General features: G+C 40.1%; 22 protein-coding genes. 2 read left to right on the forward strand and 20 right to left on the reverse strand.

Translation table 11 applies throughout. The annotated features are described in order from the left end of the window. Nucleotides 1–3: 3 nt before the first annotated feature. The 10 genes from BkAM31D_RS18755 to BkAM31D_RS18795 form a co-directional block, all read right to left on the reverse strand. Nucleotides 4–1278: an amidohydrolase family protein gene (locus BkAM31D_RS18755; RefSeq protein ID WP_066156732.1), complete on the reverse strand. Its 1275-nt coding sequence runs from the start codon at nucleotides 1276–1278 to the stop codon at nucleotides 4–6. Then, a complete protein-coding gene (locus BkAM31D_RS18760; RefSeq protein ID WP_066156735.1) occupies nucleotides 1271–2635 on the reverse strand; it encodes an FAD-binding oxidoreductase in 1365 nt (454 codons plus the stop codon). The genes BkAM31D_RS18755 and BkAM31D_RS18760 overlap by 8 nt, the downstream gene beginning before the upstream one ends. 59 nt (nucleotides 2636–2694) lie before the next feature. Next, nucleotides 2695–3489 carry an ABC transporter ATP-binding protein gene (locus tag BkAM31D_RS18765; RefSeq protein WP_084372306.1) on the reverse strand — a complete coding sequence of 265 codons (795 nt, stop codon included), beginning with the start codon at nucleotides 3487–3489 and terminating at the stop codon, nucleotides 2695–2697. 15 nt (nucleotides 3490–3504) lie between these two features. Further along, nucleotides 3505–4320, reverse strand: a complete 816-nt coding sequence (locus BkAM31D_RS18770; RefSeq protein ID WP_066156737.1) for a creatininase family protein — start codon at nucleotides 4318–4320, stop codon at nucleotides 3505–3507. A gap of 23 nt (nucleotides 4321–4343) precedes the next feature. Further along, on the reverse strand, nucleotides 4344–5360 hold the full coding sequence (locus BkAM31D_RS18775) for an ABC transporter substrate-binding protein (protein WP_235820500.1): 1017 nt from the start codon (nucleotides 5358–5360) through the stop codon (nucleotides 4344–4346). 53 nt (nucleotides 5361–5413) lie between these two features. Further along, nucleotides 5414–6208 (reverse strand): ABC transporter permease, encoded by a 795-nt coding sequence (locus BkAM31D_RS18780; protein ID WP_235820504.1) that lies wholly within the window; start codon nucleotides 6206–6208, stop codon nucleotides 5414–5416. Between the two features lie 139 nt (nucleotides 6209–6347). Beyond that, a complete protein-coding gene (locus tag BkAM31D_RS24515; protein ID WP_257391595.1) occupies nucleotides 6348–7223 on the reverse strand; it encodes a hypothetical protein in 876 nt (291 codons plus the stop codon). Next, nucleotides 7193–7705 (reverse strand): FAD-binding oxidoreductase, encoded by a 513-nt coding sequence (locus tag BkAM31D_RS24520; RefSeq protein ID WP_257391596.1) that lies wholly within the window; start codon nucleotides 7703–7705, stop codon nucleotides 7193–7195. The genes BkAM31D_RS24515 and BkAM31D_RS24520 overlap by 31 nt, the downstream gene beginning before the upstream one ends. Nucleotides 7706–8028: 323 nt before the next feature. Further along, a complete protein-coding gene (locus tag BkAM31D_RS18790; protein WP_066156746.1) occupies nucleotides 8029–8709 on the reverse strand; it encodes a cyclase family protein in 681 nt (226 codons plus the stop codon). 206 nt (nucleotides 8710–8915) lie between these two features. After that, nucleotides 8916–9251, reverse strand: coding sequence for a YuzC family spore coat inner layer protein (locus BkAM31D_RS18795; RefSeq protein WP_066156748.1), 336 nt, complete (start codon nucleotides 9249–9251; stop codon nucleotides 8916–8918). Between the two features lie 203 nt (nucleotides 9252–9454). Here BkAM31D_RS18795 and BkAM31D_RS18800 point away from each other — a divergent pair, with 203 nt between their 5' ends. Further along, nucleotides 9455–10042: a hypothetical protein gene (locus tag BkAM31D_RS18800; RefSeq protein ID WP_066156750.1), complete on the forward strand. Its 588-nt coding sequence runs from the start codon at nucleotides 9455–9457 to the stop codon at nucleotides 10040–10042. Nucleotides 10043–10110: 68 nt separating this feature from the next. Here the strand turns inward: BkAM31D_RS18800 and eno are convergent, their stop codons facing one another. The 8 genes from eno to rpoN form a co-directional block, all read right to left on the reverse strand. Continuing rightward, nucleotides 10111–11400, reverse strand: a complete 1290-nt coding sequence (gene eno, locus BkAM31D_RS18805; protein ID WP_066156753.1) for a phosphopyruvate hydratase — start codon at nucleotides 11398–11400, stop codon at nucleotides 10111–10113. A gap of 139 nt (nucleotides 11401–11539) precedes the next feature. Continuing rightward, nucleotides 11540–13075, reverse strand: a complete 1536-nt coding sequence (gene gpmI, locus BkAM31D_RS18810; protein WP_066156757.1) for a 2,3-bisphosphoglycerate-independent phosphoglycerate mutase — start codon at nucleotides 13073–13075, stop codon at nucleotides 11540–11542. Further along, nucleotides 13072–13827, reverse strand: coding sequence for a triose-phosphate isomerase (gene tpiA, locus BkAM31D_RS18815; protein ID WP_066156760.1), 756 nt, complete (start codon nucleotides 13825–13827; stop codon nucleotides 13072–13074). Before tpiA ends, gpmI begins: the two co-directional genes overlap by 4 nt. Nucleotides 13828–13854: 27 nt before the next feature. After that, nucleotides 13855–15039 (reverse strand): phosphoglycerate kinase, encoded by a 1185-nt coding sequence (locus BkAM31D_RS18820; RefSeq protein WP_066156763.1) that lies wholly within the window; start codon nucleotides 15037–15039, stop codon nucleotides 13855–13857. A 96-nt stretch (nucleotides 15040–15135) separates the two neighbouring features. Next, on the reverse strand, nucleotides 15136–16143 hold the full coding sequence (gap, locus tag BkAM31D_RS18825) for a type I glyceraldehyde-3-phosphate dehydrogenase (protein WP_066156765.1): 1008 nt from the start codon (nucleotides 16141–16143) through the stop codon (nucleotides 15136–15138). Nucleotides 16144–16201: 58 nt separating this feature from the next. After that, a complete protein-coding gene (locus BkAM31D_RS18830) occupies nucleotides 16202–17227 on the reverse strand; it encodes a sugar-binding transcriptional regulator (RefSeq protein ID WP_066156767.1) in 1026 nt (341 codons plus the stop codon). A gap of 132 nt (nucleotides 17228–17359) precedes the next feature. Further along, the gene (locus tag BkAM31D_RS18835) at nucleotides 17360–17611 is read right to left on the reverse strand and encodes a glutaredoxin family protein (protein ID WP_066156769.1); all 252 of its coding nucleotides are present in this window, start codon (nucleotides 17609–17611) and stop codon (nucleotides 17360–17362) included. A 245-nt stretch (nucleotides 17612–17856) separates the two neighbouring features. Continuing rightward, complete coding sequence (gene rpoN, locus BkAM31D_RS18840) at nucleotides 17857–19170, reverse strand: RNA polymerase factor sigma-54 (RefSeq protein ID WP_066156773.1); 1314 nt, start codon at nucleotides 19168–19170, stop codon at nucleotides 17857–17859. A gap of 449 nt (nucleotides 19171–19619) precedes the next feature. Here rpoN and clpP point away from each other — a divergent pair, with 449 nt between their 5' ends. Beyond that, nucleotides 19620–20204 (forward strand): ATP-dependent Clp endopeptidase proteolytic subunit ClpP, encoded by a 585-nt coding sequence (gene clpP / locus BkAM31D_RS18845; protein WP_066156776.1) that lies wholly within the window; start codon nucleotides 19620–19622, stop codon nucleotides 20202–20204. Nucleotides 20205–20325: 121 nt separating this feature from the next. On the opposite strand, the gene BkAM31D_RS18850 is transcribed toward clpP, so the two are convergent. Further along, entirely contained in the window at nucleotides 20326–20580 is a 255-nt protein-coding gene (locus BkAM31D_RS18850; RefSeq protein ID WP_066156779.1) for an HPr family phosphocarrier protein, read from the reverse strand. Between the two features lie 36 nt (nucleotides 20581–20616). Then, a complete protein-coding gene (gene whiA, locus BkAM31D_RS18855; RefSeq protein WP_066156784.1) occupies nucleotides 20617–21573 on the reverse strand; it encodes a DNA-binding protein WhiA in 957 nt (318 codons plus the stop codon). Between the last annotated feature and the right edge of the window lie 34 nt (nucleotides 21574–21607).

Raw genomic sequence — 21607 nt, forward strand, 5'->3', positions numbered from 1 at the left:
CCTTCAAACAAAATCAAGCTTTTCATCATTTAACTTCAGTGTATCAGCTACATGTAAAACGGTTTGCTGTAAAGGAGTCTCAGCTATGATATGTCCTTGTGAGATTACTACTTCGGCGACTGGTTGTCTTCTTATTAGATCATGAGCATCGCTTGCGGTTACGAGCAGTAAATTAGCCAAACACCCTTTCTTAATCCCATAGTTATCTATGTTTAATATTTTAGCTGGGGTGGATGTAATCATTTCAAACACGTCTTGAAAGTCGTCCAATCCCGTCATATGGGCTAAATGAATAAGCATATGACAAGCATTAAGCAAAGATCCTGTACCTAATGGATAAAAAGGGCTTAAAAAATCATCATGGGCAATAGCAACAGGGACACCCGCCTCATGTAGATCTTTTACCCTTGTAATTCCCCGACCTTTTGGCCATGAGTCAAGACGCCCTTGCATGACACTACTTATAAGCGGAGCCGTCACCACATTGATTTCAGCCCTTTTCACCAAACTGATTACTTTTCTAACGTAAGCTTCATTATAATAGCTCATTGCATTTAGATGACTAACGGTCACGCGTTCTTTTAGCCCAGATTCATAAGCAAGATCTGCGACAACTTCAAGATACCGTGATTGGAGATCATCAATTTCATCACAAAAGATATGGAGAAAGCAATTGCTCTCTTGCGCTCGTTGAAAGCAATAGACAAGAGAGGCCACTCCCTTTTCACGTGTTGGCTCAAGATGAGGAACAGCACTAATCCCGTCGATTCCAAGTGCAATTGCTTGATCAAGCTGCTCTCTTCCTGCTTGCGAACTGAGGCCGCTTTGTGGAAAGGCAACCAATTGTAGTGCCATAAAAGGGGCAACTTGTTTCTTTACTTGAAGCAATGCTTTTAAGGCAATCAAATTAGGGTCTGAGACATCCACCATGCTTCTCATAAAAAGCACACCTTGCCCCGCCATTGTTCGAATGACGTCAAGAGCTCTTGACGTGACCTCCTTCTCCGTCATCGTTTGCCGATACTCATTCCATAATTTAATGCCCTCAAACAATTCACCTGATTGGTTAAATGCCGGAAACCCGCATGTCAACGCCGTATCTAAATGAATGTGTGATTCAACATAGGGCGGTAGTACAACTCTTCCTTTCCCATCAATTGTTTTAAGTGCAGAGTCTGAGATCGACCCAATGGCTACGATTCGGTCTTGTTTGATGCCAATATCGATTGACTCGCTATCAGTTAACCTGCGGACACCTTTAATGAGGAGATCATACAATCTGATCACCTGCCAATGCTAGACGATTCGTTTTTCCTGGGTTTAAAAGATCAAACGGATCATTATGCATTTTCGCATCGCAAATAGCGTCAATCCAATCATCTTTTCCCCCTTCCTCTAATACATACGTATGAGGGTTGCTTACTTTAATCCCGCATTCACGGAACGTTGCAATGATTTCTTGTAGTCGTTCAATTGTCGTAAACCGAATGATTGGTTGTGAGTTCGGCACAACCTTACCACCGGCTTTAATCCATTCAAAATGAATCAGTACCTCATCTTGATACACCTTTTTTAATGTCCTCACCTGAGAAAGATAATCTCTTGGATCGAACCGCCCTTGAAGATACGTATCAGTTGGATGTCTGTTCAACCACCAAAGGGTAACATGGTTCCAACTGAAGTCACTACTCCGTAACTTATGTTTCTTTATATATTCAGAAAAGGATGCAGCAATAGTTCCGCCATCGTTTTCTACTTGTTGCTTAACCTTTTCAATATGACAAGAATCAATTTGCAGTAAGACGGTTGCTGTTCTTGCATTTGTAAACGTTTCAATCGGACGAAAAGCAGCTGATAACGGAGCTTCACACACGGAGACTAAACGCTTTTTTATAATCGGATCATTTGCAACCTTCTCTGAAAAAAGAAGCGCTTGATCAAGTCCGGTAAAATGAACGAACAGATCAACCCAATTCGTTCTTGGAGCTAACGCCAAAGTCGCTTCTAAGATGATCCCAGATATCCCATAGCTATGAATATATTGAGCTAGTTCTTCTTTCGATTGGACTAGTTGCTTTCTTGGTGTTTCTTCCATTGTTAAAATCGTCAGAGACAAAATATTTCCTTCATCCCATAACGTTCCATATTCAATAGAACCTATTCCCCCTGTTCCACCCGCAATAAACCCTGCGACCGTTGATTTCAAATACGTGCTAGGGAAAAAGCGGAGCTCTTGATCGCTTTCTTTTAGCAAACGTTCAATTGTGCCAAGCTTAACACCAGCTTGAAATGTTCCTGCTCCTTTCTCAATGTAAATGACGTTTGTTAGCCGACTTGTATCTAACACAATCCCGCCCTTTAGTGGCACAATTTGACCATAGTTCCCCGTTCCTCCCCCTCTTACTACAATTGGAACTTTGTATCTTACGGCAAATTTTATAATGTCAATTAACTCTTTTTCTGATCTTGGTGATAGCACACAATCTCCAAAACGATCAGTAAGTTGTTCACGTAGGATAGGTGAATACCAATAATAATCTTGAGACATACGTTTGACATATTTCTCTTTTTTATTAATGACTTCTTTTTCAAATTCCGTATCTACTTTTTGTAGCCAATTCGTTGAACAATCCATCACAAACCTCCCTAATAAAGAAGGTACAGCTACGTCTTTGGCTGCACCTTCTTCTTCCGTTAGTGTTTTAATCCAGATTCAATTTCCCCTACTAGTCGACTGAACTCATTTGTACTTCTAAACGATTCATTGCGCTCATAAGGTGGGACTTCATATACGTTCGTAATTCGACCTGGTCTTGCACTCATAACAGCAATTTTCGTTGATAGAAAGACTGACTCAAACACATTATGAGTGATAAACAAAACAGTCATATTCGTTTTTTCCCAAATACGTAGCAGCTCATAATGCAAGTTTTGTCTCGTCATTTCATCTAAAGCTCCAAACGGCTCATCCATTAACAATAGTTTCGGTTTAGCAATTAATGATCGCGCGATCGAAACCCTCATCTGCATTCCGCCTGATAGTTGCCTCGGCAAAGCTTTCTCATAACCTTCTAATCCAACCATCTCAAGCACATTCATCGCTTTTTCATAGCGCTCTTTTTTGGCAACTCCCTTTAATTCTAATGGCAATGCCACATTATCGATTACTGGCTTCCACGGCAGCAAGGTCGCATGCTGAAACACAAAGCCAACTTCATCCCGATTAATCACGGTGTCTGTTGATGTTGGAGTAATCATTTCAATTGCACCTGTAGTCGGTTCGCTTAAGCCTGCGATAATTTTGAAAATAGTTGATTTCCCACAGCCAGAAGGCCCGACAAACGACATAAACTCGCCTTCTTCGATATCAAGATTTACTTCACTCAAAGCGACGATCTTCTGATCATAAGTTTTGCTCACATTGTTTATCCTTAGCTTCGGCTTTTTTTGTATAAGGACATCCTCTTTCGTTGCCACCTCAATTTTCACAAGCTTCCTCTCCTTCTAAACAAACTGCGGCTTTTTGAATTGGTCCATCTCAAATGTGCTTATAACTTGTAATGTATGGGCTGCAGCTACACTTAAACGCTTTAATACTTCCTCACCCTTCTCCTTTGTCGCTTGCTGTGCATTTCCGGCAATCCCTGAGTCTGAAAGGTCATTAATGATCCAAGCTACATAAGGCCCACCTTTGATTCCGACATGAGCCTCGTAATCAAAAAATTCATTTGGCGCCTGATCCATGTTCACCCATTCTTCTTCTAAGGAAAGAATAAGCGATGTCTCAACCTCACCTCCGTGAATCCCAAAGGTGAGTTCTTCCTCTGAAAACAGTTGCGCTAACTCTTGTTTATGATCCATCGCATTCATTCGAAATACCATCAGCTCTGTTTCAATTCTGAGATCGCGGGCAACCATGTTTAATAAGTCAACGTTTCCACCATGTGTATTAAATAATACGATTCTTCTAAATCCACTTGTCTTCACACTTCTGCCAACATCCATAATGACTTGCCGCAACGTTTCGGTTGATAACGTAATTGTACCCGGATGACCTAAATGTTCTGTACTTTTTCCATATGGCAAAGGCGGCAACATCCAAACGTGATCTTGCTCGGAAAGAAGATTAAAAGCTGATGCTAATAGCCCTTCAGCAATGAGTGTATCGGTGTATACAGGTAAATGTGGACCATGTTGTTCAACAGCTCCAACCGGCAAGACGACTACTCCTTTTTCTTTATCCAAGTGTTGAACTTCTTTAGAAGATAGCCTTGGCAAGAAAAATTCCTGCCACGCCTTGCTATTTTGTCTTTGTTTCATGTGACTTGCCCCTCCTTTAATTACTAGTTCAAAAAGTCAGTTGTAAATACTTCTTCTGCTGGAATTTGTGAGTCTAGTAGCTCTAAGCCTACTAATTGGTCTATTAAAGTTTGCCAGCGTTCCTCTGACATATATCCAACCCCATGAGTTACTGCGTCGTCACCAAATACCAACTCCTCCATTTTTTCCGTTGCATAAGCCATTTGCTCAACAGTTTTATCAGGATTTAGTTCAATGATATAGTCATAAACTTTTTCCGGATCTTCTTTAAACGCTTCCCAGCCCTTCTTTGTTGCATCTACATATGCTTGAACGATTTCAGGATGCTCTTCGATAAAATCTTTTGTCGTAAATAACACATCACCATATGGGGAATAACCAGAATCAGCAATAAGCAAATGCCCTGTTTCAACTCCTTCTTCCATTAAGTAATAAGGCTCTGACGTCACATACATTTGCGAAGCTGCTTTTTCATTTGCAACAAATGTAGAGTTATCTCCTGTATAGACACGATTTTGTGATTGTTCAATGTCATATTCGCTTACTAAGTATTCCCAATATCCAGCACCTGCGGCTGTATAAATCTCATAACCATCTCCTAAATCATCGAATGATTCGATTTGTTGATCTTTATGAAACATAATGCCTTGCGGTGTTTTTTGGAAGTTTGCAAATACAGCCACTAACGGAATGCCCTCATTAATGGCATATAACACTTGATCAGCTTGTGCCATACCAAATTGTGCACTTTTAGAAGAGACAATCGATATCGAAGAGACTTGTGGACCACCTGGCTCTGTCGTCATCTCAATTCCAGCTTCTTCATAATAACCTTCCATTTGTGCATAGTACTGACCGGCATTTTCCACTTGAGGAAACCAGCTTGTAATTTGCTTCATCTCAAACAACTCAGCTGATTCATTGGCCTCAATCGTTGTGTCTTCACGCTCTGTTTCTGTTGTTACTTCTTCTACTTCCGTTTCCCCACATGCAGTTAGTGCAATCAATAGTGTCATACTAGCAAACAGTTTTTTAACCATTTCATTACCCCCGTTATGTTTCTATTAATTGATGTGTGTATTGGTAGAAGCTTTTATTCAGATTCCATCTCCGATTCGTGCCATGAGCTTAAGAATAACTTTGAAAGATAGCTAACAATGAGGAAGAACGTAACTCCTAGTACAGCCGCAGATAGTCCTAGTGCAAATAAATATGGAGTTTGGAGTCTTGACGCAGCAACTGTAATCGCATAACCTAAACCACCAGCTCCACCACCTACACCAGCGATGTATTCTCCGACAATTGCTCCAACAACGGCTAATGTACAAGAAATCTTTGCACCAGCAATAATGTAAGGTAGCGCCGCAGGAAAGCGAAGCTTCCACATAACCTGCCATTTGGATGCATTGTACAAGTAGAATAAGTTTTTCATATTATGATCGGTTGCATTGAGCCCGATTAATGTGTTTGACAGCATCGGGAAAAACCCAATCGTAAAAGCAATAATAATGATCGCCTTCATGCCTGACCCAAACCAAATTACGATAATTGGAGCGATTGCAACTACAGGAATCGTTTGTAAAATGATCGCATATGGATACAGACTTCGCTCAACCCATTTGGAGCTAGCCATTAACACCGCAACACCAATTCCACCAATTACGCTAAAAATAAAACCAAGCACAGATTCAATAATGGTTGTCAATAACGCACTTGATAACAGGGACCAGTTTTTCACCGCGGCATCGACAATATCAGTAGGTTTGGGCAAAATATAGTGCGGAACTCCAATTAGTGAAACAATTCCTTGCCATAGTGAAACAAAAAAAATAAAAGCAATAAGAGGAAGGAAAGCTTTTTTTAATCGATCGTAAAATTTTGTCTTCATTACAGGCACTGAACTGGTGCTTTTAGGGATTGTTAGTTGACTTGCCGTATTGGCTGCATGTCTAGACATGACAGGTCACCTCCACGTTTTGATTTCTCCTTATTTGTAAAACCATTTCCACCAACATTTTAAAGCCCCCTTACAATCGTTCTTTTACTAATTCATAGACTGGCAATTTCTCTTGATTCAACAAGGCATATGGATCATTATCTCGTTTCTTTTTTGCAATCGATTCTAATTGTAAATTCCACCCTCCTGCTCCAAGTAAATAAGTGTGAGGATCATTGACTGTCGCACCTATTTCATTAAAGAAATCTATGATTTCATATAATCGTTCATAGGATTGAAACTTAATTAATGGCAGTCCAGCTGGAACGAGCTTGCCTCGATCCCTCAACCATTCCACATGAATTAGCACTTCATCTCCATAACGGTTCTTAATGTTGTCAATCTGATTATGAATGTCTTCTAAAGAGAAAAAGTTTTGCAAATAAGTCCAGCTCTTATCATTTTTTAAAGCCCATAACGTCGTGTGATTCCAGGTGAAATCTGAAATGCCGATTCCTTTACGGTAACGTTCAGCTTCGACTGAATGAACAATACATCCTCCTGACTTTTCTGCAAGTTCGATCATTTTCTTACGGTCCTCTTCAGCTATTTCAATGAGAACTAAATGGTTTGTCTTTGCTACCTCTTTCATGATTTTCTTCAATGGACGGAAGAAAGTTGGAATTGGCGCTTCAACGACCGTAACAAGTCTTTTTCTCCACTCTGTCCCCTCTGCAATGCTTCGTGTGAACTGAAGAGCATCCTTTAAATCATCAAAGCTAATTAGTTCCTGCGTCCATCGATTCTTCGGTTTGATCGGGATAGTTATCTCTGTTATTATTCCGGTTGTCCCGTAACTATGGATGTAATCCAATAACTCTTCTTTCAAAACAACTATTTCCCTCACTTCCTCTTCCATCGTCAGCACTTTAGCTTCTAAAACATTGTCGTCCCAAAGGTTCCCCATGTAACAGAACCAACGCCTCCTGAACCTCCTGAGACAAATCCTCCGATTGTCGCTTTTACAAATGTTGAAGGATAGATCGTTAATTCTTGATTTGTCGCTTCAATTTGTTTTTCCAAATCTCTCATTCTCATTCCAGCTTGTACACGGGTAAAGCCTTCACCTACTTCTAATACTTTGTTAAGTTTACTAAGATCCACCACTACGCCACCTGTCATTGGAATCGCTTGCCCATAATTACCTGTCCCAGCCCCTCGAACTGTAACAGGAAGCTTTTCATCAACCGCTACTTGTAGTGCTTTTTTCAATGACTCAACTGATTCTGGGATGATGACGTAATCTGCCTGTTTCTTAGAAAGTTCTTTCTCTAAAACAGGAGAGTACCAATAATAGTCTTTTGAAAGCTTAGCTATAGCTTCTGTTTCCATAACAACATTTTGACTTCCCACTGCTTCAACCAATTTCATTCTTACCACTTCAGACATTCATCTCATCCCTTCTTTTTCTTTTTTTACTTCGTTTAATCATCATAAATTTTAAAAGATTCTTAATATATTTCGAATATAAAGTTAGCGTAATCGAAAAACATACCGAATTGTTAATTATAGTTAGGTTATCTAACGCATATTTTACGAACGTTTTTATTTGGTATCGCTGCTTATTTTCGTCTTTTTGTAAGATATAACTAAACTAGAATAGAGTACAAAAAAAGCGCAACCTCATCTGATTGCGCATTGAACGAAATCAAAGAAAGTCGCGTGACATTTCCTCTTGTATGGTATGAATAAAATGCCATACATAAATTATTTTAAATTAATAAGGCAACTGCTCTAATTGGAGAGCCAGTTCCATGACGGATTTTCAATGGCAAACCGATATACAAAAACCTCTTGTTCATGACTTTATGTAAGTTACAAAGGTTTTCAGTGTTTGTTATTTGAAATTCACGACAAGCAAGATGGCCTGAAAACTTTCGATCTTCTGGGTGGTCAATTGAAGGTGTATCGACTCCTATGTTCTTAACACCTTGTTCAGCTAACCATTTTGCAGCTAAATAATGCAATCCAGTATGCGAAGTAAACCAAGCATCTGTTCCATAAGCACGATCATAGTGACCTGTATAAAGCAATACAATGTCTCCTTCTTCAATTTTCTGATTAGCTACTTTCAGAGCCTCTTTCAAATCGTTCTTTTTAATGTAGTGGTCTGACTTAACATGTGAAACATCAAGACAAATGGCAGGTCCATAAAACGAGTCTAAGTCCATCTCATCGATAGTCGGTCCTTCTGGGTCAAATTCATATATCGCGTCACTGTGCGTTGGACTATGCTCATTAATTAGGAGATTATTTCTAGCAAATTCAAACCCTATCGTTCGTTTGGAGCTTTCATGTGAGTCATTTGAAAAAATCACTGTTTGTTGTTGTACTGGTAAAACCGGCATTCCTTGAAAAATCTCTTGTGTTAGATCAATGATCTTTGATGTCATGACACTCTTCCTTTCTGTTTTAAATGTTCATGCTTGTTACCTTTTTTATCAAGCTTTGATTTCGATACCCGAAGGATTATAGCAAAAGAATAATAGAAAATAACATCTTCTTGGTGCATTCAGTCATCTTATCTGACAAACTTTTCGTAAAGCAAAAAGCACATGTCCGTGAAGTAGTTCTATACTGCTTCACGGACATGTGCTTATTAGAAGCCCCACCTAAGGTACATCGTTAATGTACAGCATTGCTCAGCACGTAGAATAAAAGTAACCCCAGTAGGTGTATAGTTCGTTTCAACCATCGTTGGTACACCCGTCTCCCTTAGAATTTGATCGACTGCCTCATCATCACTTTTTTGCGCAGCATCCATTAATTGAAACATTTTATCTTGCGAGGATAATAAACTATTGATTACGATTCTGCCATGCTCCATTAATGTTTGATAAGCTTGCAAAGACTGTTGAAAAGTTGTTGTATCTACAGGAGGAAATTGACGATTGTCATATTCAGGCTGGAATTGATAATACACTTGAAATGCCACTGTATTCGACCTCCAAATTCACTCGCTGATACACTATATGTGTACCACCTAGTTAGAGTGAGAAAAAAGGAACGTGTATTTCTCTGCGAACACCTCGTCAATCCTTTTCATATGTTCAACTTTTTTCCTTTTTTATCATTGTCCAATCATGATCATTTTTCTTCACATATACTTTAGAAAGAAGAGATAAAGGAGGAAAGTACATGAAAATTATATATTCTAGCATTTTCCTTTTTTTATTGGCTCTGTTTCTGTCCACTTGCTTCCTTCCCTCTGAACGAACAAAGTCGCCTCTTTCCCTAGAAGATACAGCTGAAGAAGCCATTCAACTGCTAAAAACTAAGGATATGGAACGGTTAAGTGAACACATTCATCCAAACGATGGCGTTCGCTTCTCCCCTTACGGCTATGTAGACCTACAAGAAGATGTCGTCTTCACTACCGAGCAGATGAAGAACGGGTTGACCGATGAAACGGTCTATCAGTGGGGCTATTTTGATGGAACTGGCGAGCCTATTAAGATGACCTTCAAGGAATATTACGACCGTTTTGTGTATGATGAGGATTATGTCAACGCAGAGGAAATTTCCTATAATAAAAGACTCGGCCATGGAAACAGTATTGATAATACAAAGGAAGTTTATCCAGGAGCCACGATTGTTGAATACCACTTTCCTGGGTTTATCGAAGAATATGAGGGAATGGACTGGCGCAGCCTTCGATTCGTATTAATTGAAGAGAATAATAGGTGGTATTTAGTAGGTATTATTCATGATGAGTGGACTAGTTAAGGAAAAGGCAAAAAAAGACGTGTGTCCAACCCACACGTCTTTTTCCAATTCATTACTTCTTTAAGTTATTACTTCTTTAAGTTATAAAATGCTGAACGACCACCATATGTTGCTACGTTAGCAAGCTCGTCTTCAATGCGAAGAAGTTGATTATACTTCGCCACACGGTCTGTACGAGATGGTGCACCCGTTTTGATTTGACCAGCGTTTGTTGCAACAGCAATGTCAGCAATTGTTGCATCTTCTGTTTCACCAGAACGGTGAGAGATAACAGCTGTGTAACCAGCACGCTTCGCCATTTCGATCGCTTCGAATGTTTCCGTTAATGTACCGATTTGGTTTACTTTGATTAGGATTGAATTACTAATTCCTTTTTCAATTCCTTCAGCAAGCTTTTGAGTGTTTGTAACGAATAAATCGTCACCAACAAGTTGAACTTTTCCACCTAGACGATCTGTTAATAGCTTGTGGCCATCCCAATCGTTTTCATCTAAGCCATCTTCAATTGAGATGATCGGGTATTTTGATACAAGATCTTCGTAGAAAGTAACCATTTCTTCTGAAGATAGAACTTTGCCTTCACCAGATAAGTGGTACTTACCATCTTCTTTGTTGTAAAGCTCTGAAGATGCAACGTCCATTGCAAGCATTACTTCTTCACCAGGCTTATAGCCAGCTTTTTCGATTGCTTCAATGATTGTAGCAAGTGCTTCTTCGTTAGAAGAAAGGTTAGGAGCAAATCCACCTTCGTCACCTACAGCTGTGTTGTACCCTTTGCCTTTAAGAACTGCTTTTAAGTTGTGGAAAATTTCCGCACCCATGCGAAGTGCTTCGCGGAAGTTTTCTGCACCAACAGGCATTACCATGAATTCTTGAATATCGACGTTGTTATCAGCGTGCTCACCACCGTTGATGATGTTCATCATTGGTACTGGCAGTTGCTTCGCATTGAATCCACCAAGGTATACATATAGAGGTACACCAAGAGCATCTGCTGCAGCGTGAGCAACAGCCATAGATACGCCAAGAATTGCGTTTGCACCTAGCTTGCCTTTGTTGTCCGTTCCGTCAAGATCGATCATTAATTGGTCAATTCCAAGTTGATCTAAAGCATCAAAACCAATAAGCTCAGGAGCAATTACTTCGTTTACGTTATCAACCGCTTGAAGAACTCCTTTACCCATATAGCGCTCTCCACCATCACGAAGCTCAACTGCTTCATATTCACCTGTAGAAGCACCACTTGGTACTAACGCGCGTCCCATTGCGCCAGACTCAAGGTATACTTCAACTTCAACTGTAGGATTACCACGAGAATCTAGTACTTCGCGAGCATATACATCTGTAATCATTGTCATTGTAAAGTCACTCCTTATATTTGGATCGTAATATGATTTCAATTTATTGTGAGTTAGAATCTGCCTTTTCATGCAGATACTCTGACTCCAACCGTATTAATGTTCGACTCAAAAGCCAAACTTCCTGCTAAATACTTTATTATTTTTGAATTAACGTTACACCCGTCATCTCTTCCGGTTGCTTTCCGCCTAAAAGGTTCAGAACTGTTGGCGCTAAATCCGCTAATTTTCCGTCTTGGCGTAACGTAACACCATCCTCTGTTACGATTACTGGAACACGGTTTGTTGTATGAGCTGTCATTGGCTTGTCCTCAAGGGTGATTACTTCATCGGCATTCCCGTGATCAGCGGTAATGACTGCAGCTCCCCCTTTAGCAACAATAGCATCAACTACTTTACCTAAGCACTCATCAACTACTTCAACCGCTTTGATCGTTGGCTCAAGCATACCTGAGTGTCCAACCATATCTGGGTTTGCAAAGTTAAGAATAATGGCATCATGCTTATCAGCCTCAATATCCTTAAGTAACGCGTCCGTTACTTCATAAGCACTCATTTCTGGCTGTAAGTCATACGTTGCAACCTTTGGTGAATCAATTAAGATTCGCTCCTCGCCTGGGAAAGGCTCCTCGCGTCCGCCACTAAAGAAGAACGTAACGTGTGGATATTTTTCCGTTTCAGCGATTCGAAGCTGTTTATAATTTTGTTGTGCTAACACTTCTCCAAGTGTGTTGTCTAGATTTGTAGGCTTAAAGGCTACGAATCCATCAACCGTCTCACTAAAGTGCGTTAAGCATACATAGTGTAAACCTTCTGGATGGTTTTCACCACGATCAAATCCACGGAAGTCGGTGTTTGTAAACACTTGTGACATTTGAATCGCGCGGTCTGGACGGAAGTTAAAGAAGATGACTGCATCATCACTTTCAATTTTTCCGACCGGAGAACCATCTTCCTTTGTAATCACAGAAGGAATAATGAATTCATCGAAGATTTCATTTTGATAACTATCTGTAACAACATCTATTGGATTTGTATACGTTGGTCCTTCTCCATAAACCATTGCGCGATAAGACTTCTCAACACGCTCCCAGCGACGGTCGCGATCCATCGCATAGTAACGGCCATGAAGTGTCGCAATTTCACCTACGCACAAATCCTCTAACTTACTTTGGAGATTGCGAATGTACTCTTCAGCTGAAGTCGGTCCTACGTCACGTCCATCAAGGAAACCATGTACATATACTTTCTCAACCTTTTCACGCTTTGCAAGCTCAAGTAAAGCAAAAAGGTGTTCAATGTGACTGTGAATTCCTCCATCAGAAAGCAAGCCATACACATGAAGAGCACTCTTCTTCTCTTTTACATGATTCATCGCATCAAGGAACGTTTGGTTTTCAAAGAAATCCCCTTCACGAATCGAAAGGTTTACGCGCGTTAAGCTTTGATAAACAACACGTCCAGCGCCGATGTTTAAATGACCGACTTCCGAATTCCCCATTTGACCTTCTGGAAGACCAACTGCCTCCCCTTGTGCTTCAAGCGTTGCATGAGGATAGGAGTTCCAGTAACGATCAAAGTTTGGCTTTTTTGCTTGAGCAACTGCATTTCCTTTGATTTCATCTCTCATCGCAAATCCATCTAGGATGATGAGAGCAACTGGCTTTTTACTCATTTACCTTCCTCCAAAAGTGCAAGGAATGAATCGGTTTCGAGGCTAGCTCCTCCGACTAATGCGCCATCAATATCAGATTCTGCCATGTATTCTTTAATGTTCGCAGGCTTTACGCTACCGCCATATTGAATACGAACAGCTTCTGCCGCTGCAGGTGAAAAGCTTTCTGCCACAACTTTACGAATGTAAGAACATACTTCGTTTGCATCAGATGCAGAAGAAGATTTTCCAGTTCCGATTGCCCAAATTGGCTCATAGGCAATCACCGTACTTTTCACTTGATCTTCTGTTAAGCCAGCAAGACCAGCTTCTACTTGAACTTTGACAACATCGTTCGTTTTGCCTGCTTCACGCTCTTCATCTGTTTCACCGCAGCACATAATTGGAACTAGGCTATGTTTGAAAGCAGCGTGTACTTTTTTGTTAACTGTTTCATCAGTTTCAGCGAACATTTCACGACGCTCAGAGTGTCCGATGATTACATAATCAACGTTCATATCTGCTAGAGCTACAGGGCTGATTTCGCCTGTGAATGCTCCACTTTCTTCAAAGTGAACATTCTGCGCACCAATTTTAAGATCTGTACCTTCAGCTTGACTTACTAAGCTTTCTAAAAATAGAGCTGGCGCGCATACAACTGAGTCTACTTCGCTATTTGCTGGGATGCTTGCTTTAACCGTCTCAACAAATTGCTTTGCTTCGCCTAGCGTTTTGTTCATTTTCCAGTTACCTGCAATGATTGGCTTACGCATATTCTCACCTCATATAATATTTGAAAATTACTTATCGTTTAATGCAACGAGTCCAGGAAGTTCTTTACCTTCCATGAATTCTAGCGATGCTCCGCCACCAGTTGAAATGTGGCTCATCTTATCTGCAATACCAAACTTTTCAACAGCTGCTGCAGAGTCTCCTCCACCGATTACAGAGTACGTGTCTGTACTTTCAGCAAGAGCTTCTCCTACACCGCGAGTACCTTTTGCGAATGCATCAAGTTCAAACACACCCATTGGTCCGTTCCAGATAACAAGTTTTGACTCTGAAATGACTTTACGATATGTATCAATCGTTTCTGGTCCGATATCAAGAGCTTCCCAGTCTTGAGGGATTGAATCAATTGCAACGACCTTTGTATTAGCATCATTTGAAAAATCATCGGCAACTGTCACATCTACAGGCATGTAGAAATTGACATTGTTTGCTTTTGCTTTTTCCATAAATGATTTTGCAAGATCAATCTTATCTTCTTCAAGAAGTGATTCTCCTACCTCATGACCAAGTGCTTTCACAAATGTATAAGCTAGTCCACCACCGATAATTAAGTTATCGACTTTATCTAGAAGATTATCAATAACACCAATCTTGTCTTTTACTTTCGCACCGCCAATGATCGCTGTGAAAGGACGCTCTGGGTTAGAAAGAGCTTTGCCAAGTACATCTAACTCTTTTTCCATTAGCAATCCTGCCACTGCTGGTAAGTGATGAGCAATCCCTTCTGTTGAAGCATGAGCACGGTGAGCTGCACCGAATGCGTCATTTACATACACATCTGCTAATGCTGCAAATGCTTTCGCTAATTCCGGATCATTTTTTTCTTCTCCAGGATAAAAGCGAACGTTTTCAAGTAGAAGAACTTCTCCTTCAATAAGAGAGTTAGCTGCATCTTCTGCTTGCGGACCAAAAGCTTCATTGACTTTTTTCACTTCTTTCCCTAGTAGTTCGCTTAAGCGTTCTGCTACTGGAGTCAAGCGAAGTTCTTCCACAACTGTCCCTTTTGGACGGCCAAGGTGTGAAGCAAGAATAACCTTAGCTCCTTGCTCTACTAACGCATTGATTGTTGGAATTGCCGCACGAATACGAGTTTCGTCTGTCACTTTTCCGTCCTTCATTGGAACGTTAAAGTCCACACGACAAAATACCTTTTTCCCTTTCAGGTCAACATCACGAATCGTTTTCTTGTTCATTTGCTAAACCTCCTGCGTTTTTTGTGAAACGTAAAAAATACAGAGGAAAAAGGAGGAAAATGCTATCTTCTTCCTCCTCTTACCAACTGTTACTTATTATAGTCCTTGTTTAGCGATGTAATCAACAAGATCTACAACACGGTGAGAATAACCAGACTCGTTATCGTACCAAGAGATTACTTTAACCATGCTGCCTTCCATAACCATTGTTGAAAGAGCATCGATTGATGAAGAATGAGGGTTACCGTTATAGTCACTAGAAACTAGTGGCTCTTCACTGTAGTTAAGGATTCCTTTTAATGGACCTTCAGCCGCTTCGCGAAGTGCATTGTTCACTTCTTCAGCTGTTACGTCTTGATCTAACTCAGCTACTAAGTCAACTAATGATACGTTAGGAGTTGGAACACGCATTGCTCCACCGTTTAATTTACCTTTAAGCTCAGGAAGTACTAAAGCAACTGCTTTTGCAGCACCTGTAGTTGTAGGGATGATGTTTTCAGCAGCCGCACGCGCACGACGGTAGTCCTTGTGTGGAAGGTCAAGGATTTGTTGGTCATTTGTGTACGAGTGAACAGTTGTCATCATACCGCGTTTAATTCCGAACTTGTCGTTAAGTACTTTTGCAAATGGTGCAAGACAGTTAGTTGTACAAGATGCGTTTGAGATAACATGGTGGCTAGCAGCATCATATTTATCTTCGTTAACACCCATTACAACTGTAATATCTTCGTCAGATGCAGGAGCTGAGATGATTACTTTTTTCGCACCAGCTTCAAGATGTTTTGCAGCATCTTCACGCTTTGTGAAGAAACCAGTTGATTCAACAACTACTTCTACTCCACGATTAGCCCACTCAAGTTTCGCAGGATCGCGCTCAGCAGAGATGTTGATTTCTTGGCCGTTCACTACTAATGTATTGCCATTTACAGAAACCTCAGCATCTAAGTTGCCGTGTACAGTGTCGTATTTAAGTAGGTGAGCTAGCATGTTAGCATCTGTTAAATCGTTGATTGCTACTACCTCAACATTCGGATTGTTTAATGCAGCACGAAAAACGTTACGTCCAATACGTCCAAAACCATTAATACCAATTTTTGTTGCCATGTTAAAATCTCCTCCTAGTGGTTCACTTAAGATTTTTATCTAAAAGAGCTAGGCTCTTTTATCTACGAATGTTTAATAAAGATTCAGCAGCTGCTTCATCTGTAATCAGTACATCGCTCGGTCTATATTTCATATAAGCAGCAATTGCTTCTGCTTTTGAACTTCCACCTGCGACTGAAATGACAGATTTGTGCTCGCCTAGGTCATCAAGCTGTAACCCGATCGTACGTTGCTTATGGATCAATTCACCGCTTCGATTAAAATAATAACCAAACGCTTCTGCTACAGCCTCTTCCCGATTTAGCTTGTCAATAAACGAATTAACTGAATCACGTCGCTTCGCCATTGTCTTGGCATCACCAATACCATGAATCACCGTACAAGCTGATTGGATCAACTTTAGGATATCCTTAACGGATGGTTCTAATACAAGTGATGAGTAAGCTTCTTCACTTATTTGATCAGGGACATGCAATAACCGATATTGAGCACCGGCCCGACTAGCCAATTCGGCACTAATCGTATTTGCCTGGTTCTCCACTTGTTCTCCAAGTCCGCCTCGAGCTGGAACAAAGACCGCTTTTTTAATTTTCGGATCTGGTTGCATCATTTCAGCAACGGCCGCAAGTGTCGTTCCGCCCATAACAGCGACAACGTCCTCTGGCTCAATAATCCGCTTTAACTCACTAATACAAGCGCGCCCCATCTCTCGCTTAACCCAGTTGTCTTGATCGCTGTTTCCAGCTACAACAATGACTTTCTTTACACCTAAATCAGCTTCTAGCTTCTTTTCTAGCTCTCGCAACCCAAGCAAATCCTTCATCATATCTTCTAGTTGCAGAAAAAGCTTTTCTCCTTCTTCTGTAATACTCATTCCTGCAGTTGCGACATGAACAAGGCCCTGGTCTTTCAAAAACGTAACCTCACCTCGCAGCACCCGTTCTGAAAGCTGGAGGTTCGCCGATAAGCTTCTTCGACCAATTGGCTGCATGAGCTTAATGTAATGTAGGATGCGATACCGCTTGATCATGACTTCAAGTAAATCAGGTAATAATTTTTTTTGAATGTCTAACAATACTTGCATAGAGCGAATAACTCCTTTTTAAAGGTGGACTATTTTTGTCCCACATAGACTTTTTACGTCCCGATCTGTGCAAAAAAAAGACCAAATCCTTCCTACAGGTTCATATTACCAAGGATCAGGCCAATAAACAAGTTATATTTGCCTATTTAATTCAAGTAAACGTTTTCTTATTTTATCTTTTGTGATAATTCCGTAATCTACCTCTTCCCCGTTGATTACCACAACCGGGATCATAATTTGATATTTCTCAAGAAGAACATCATCCTTATAAATATCAACGATCTTCATTTCAAATCCAAATTCCTCTGCTAAAGGTTGTAGCTGATCAATCGCCTTATCACAAAGCGGACAATCAACCTTTGACATCACTGTTACATCTAACATTTGTAGAATCACTCACTTCTATACAATTTAAAAATTGCGCCAGCGTTTTTTAAAAATGCAATGAGCGAAGCCGTTGCCATCCCTTAAGCCTTCTATGAGCGATCTTCTCATAGAAGGCGCGCAACGTGCGTAGCCATTGCTCTCCCTTGAATACGCTTAAAGCTCTGCATCAGCTCAAAAATGTCCTACGTTACCTACTTTCTTACCGAACAAACCTTCATCATTATCCTACATTACCAGCATTTCTATTCAAATCTTTTCCGCTTAGAGGACGAAGGGATGCCTAATTCATCACGGTATTTGGCGATCGCACGCCTTGAAACCGTAGTTCCCTTTTCCTTTTCCAGCCACGCAACGATTTTCGCATCAGATAATGGCTTTTGCTTATTTTCACTCGCAATTAGCTCTTTCATCCATTCTTTAATCGAACGGCTTGATGTCGATTCTCCTATCCCGCTTTGAACACCCGAAGAAAACAAGGACTTTAATTCTATGACTCCTCTTGGCGTATCGGCAAATTTATTTGTCGTTGCTCGACTTACCGTTGATTCATGAACATCAATTTCTTCAGCAATTTCTTTTAAAGTCAGCGGCTTCAAGGCCCCATTTTTATTTAAAAAGTACTCTTTTTGATGCCTTGCGATTGCTTCTCCTACCTTAACAATCGTTTGTTTTCGCTGTTGAATGCTTCGCATTAACCATTGAACTTGTTGAATTTTTTGCTTTGCATATTGAGAAGCTTCTTGATCCCCCTCTTGACGAAGCAACTTTTCATAATGATGGTTTAGTCCAACATTCGGAATTAATTCATCTTCTAAATGAACAAGGAGATCTCCTTCATGAGGTACGATTCTTAATTCGGGCTTCACAAATTGGACTGGCTCCGCGATATATTGAGTTCCTGGACGAGGATCTAATGTTTGGATTAGATCATTTACTTCTTGTATTTCAGCTAAACTAACATTTAATTTTAACGAAATGTCTTTCCACTTCCGCTTCGCAAAGGCATCCATATAATGAGTGATCACTTGCTCCGCTAAAAAATTTCTGCTGTCTAGACGCTCTAATTGCAAAAGCAAACATTCTTGTAAGTCTCTAGCACCTACCCCTGCTGGATCAAAACTTTGCATGGTGAAAAGTGCATCTTCAGCTTCCTCAATATTTATAGAAAGCTCCTCAGAAATCTCCTCAAGAGACCTCGAGAGATAGCCATCCTCTCGTAAACTATATACAAAATAAGTAATTTCTTTTTTTTGTTTATCTGATAACCGTAACTCTTGAACTTGTAATAAAAGATGATCAAACAAGCTCGTTCGGCTCACATGCGCATAGTCAATTGGAGAGGCATGCTCTTCATTTCTATTTGGTGTAAAAGTCGAAAAAGAATAATCTTCTAACTTTGACCGTTCTTTCACTTCCAATAATGGGTTTTCAAGTGCTTGTTCTTGAATGAAATTCGTTAGTTCTACTGCAGAATACTGTAACAAGTGAATAGCCTGACGCAACTCTTGAGTCATTACAAGACTTGTCGTTTGTTGTTGATAAAGACCAAACTGCACGATTTTGCCCCTCCCCTCAAATAGCAAAAAAATTTCGTTCTATTACCTTTTACAACGTCCAAGCTCAGCATCTCAATGAAACTTCTACTCTTACAATCTTTAAGGCTAAGCTTACTATCTATTAGCACCCCTATAGAAAGGCTCCTTTTTCAATCTTCACTTAACATTGTAAGCGCTTTCTAATTTCTATGCTACCCTTAGTTTATTTCATTCCTATATTTCTATTATAAATGATGAACTAGTTTAAAACTATGGAATCGTCCTTTCATCGTTTAGATATTTTAAAAACGGGTATTATGAAAGGAGGGTTTAAAACGATTGATATGGAATAGTATGTATAAGAGGTTTCTTAAGCCTCTAAAAGAAGGCGAAAAAATTGACCTTCTTTGACCATTCTTGTATGATGTACATAAGTAAAACTCAAAACCACATTTAAAGGAGGATTTATTATGAATTTAATCCCTACAGTTATTGAACAAACAAACAGAGGAGAACGCGCATACGACATTTACTCTCGTTTATTAAAAGACCGTATCATTATGCTAGGTAGTGCGATTGATGACAATGTAGCAAACTCCATTGTAGCACAATTGCTCTTCCTTCAAGCAGAAGATCCTGAAAAAGATATTTCAATCTACATTAACAGCCCAGGTGGTTCTATCACAGCTGGTATGGCCATCTACGATACGATGCAATACATCAAGCCGAAAGTATCAACTATTTGTATTGGTATGGCTGCATCAATGGGTGCTTTCCTTCTAGCAGCAGGTGAAAAAGGAAAACGTTTTGCACTACCGAACAGTGAAGTCATGATTCACCAACCACTTGGCGGAACACAAGGTCAAGCATCAGACATCCAAATTCATGCAAAACGCATCATCGAAATGCGTGAAAGCTTAAACCGCATCTTAGCCGAGCGCACAGGCCAACCTCTTGAAGTAATCGAGCGTGACACAGACCGCGATAACTTCATGATCGCAGCTAAAGCTCAAGAATACGGTTTAATTGATAAAGTAATTCCTGCTACAAAGTAAATAAGGTTTTGTGTAACAGGCTAGAACAGAAATGTTGTAGCCTGTTTTTTTATTTCATTTTCCGCTCAGTCCCCATAAAAAAGACACCGTTCCCCCATCGTGGTTATCGGTGTCTATAGGCTTATTCTGTTTCAATAAATTCACTTAAAGCTTCTAGGGCTTCTGCCTCGTCCTTGCCCTCAGTAATTAGTGTGATCGTTGTTCCATGACTTAATGCTAAGCTCATAAGCCCCATGATACTTTTGGCGTTTACTTTTTTCTCATCTTTTTCAATAACAACCTCAGATAAGAAACGAGATGCCTCTTGTACAAATAGTGCTGCTGGTCTTGCTTGTAATCCTACTTTTCGTTGAATGGTTACTTCTTTCTTTAACATAATAATTCCTCCTCTTTCACTACATAGTAATTTATTTTATTTATTTAGATTTAGTGTCTGGCCATTTCTTAACTTATCAGCGATCTGATCAATCTTTCTTAGCCGATGATTGACACCAGATTTGCTGACTGTTCCTCCTTCGACCATTTCACCTAGTTCTTTCAACGTTACATCTTGATGCAGTACACGTAGTTCAGCGATTTCTTTTAACTTTGGTGGAAGCTGGTCAAGTCCAATGACCCGATCAACATAGCGAATATTCTCTACTTGTCTAAGTGCAGCACCGACTGTTTTGTTCAAATTGGCGGTTTCACAATTGACAAGACGATTCACCGAGTTTCGCATATCTTTCATAATACGAACATCCTCGAAATAAAGCAAAGCTTGATGCGCACCAATAATGTTCAAAAATTCGGTAATCTTTTCGCTCTCTTTCATATACGTAATGAAACCCTTTTTACGTTCCAATGTTTTGGCATTTAATTCATACTCGTTCATCAGTTCACATAAAGAGTCATTATGTTCCTCATAAAGAGAGAAGATTTCTAAATGATAGGACGACGTTTCGGGATGGTTAATGGATCCGCCAGCTAAGAAGGCTCCCCGTAAATATGCTCGTTTGCAGCATGCATCCTTTGTTAACTCAGGTGAAATAGTCCTAACAAAAACAAAGCCTTCGCTTAAGATCTTAAGCTTTTCTAGCAGTTCCTTTGCCTCATGTTGCATACGGACAAGGTAGACGTTGTTCTTCTTAAGCCTCATTTTTTTCCGAACTAGCAATTCTACAAACATCGTCGGATAGACTCGTTTAATTAATGTATATATTCTTCTAGCGATGGCAGCGTTTTCGGTTGTAACATCTAAGCTCAATTTCATTTGACTAAATGAAACAGAGCCATTCATGCGAATCAAAGCAGCTAATTCAGCCTGCGCACAGCAGTCTTCATGTTCTAGCTGCGTTAATTCTTTTTTCGTTTTGGCTGCAAAGGACATTGCCCCTCACTCCTTTCAGCCGTATAGTACAAAT

Origin of the sequence: Halalkalibacter krulwichiae (genome assembly GCF_002109385.1) — a bacterium.
GTDB classification, from domain to species: Bacteria; Bacillota; Bacilli; order Bacillales; family Bacillaceae_D; genus Halalkalibacter; species Halalkalibacter krulwichiae.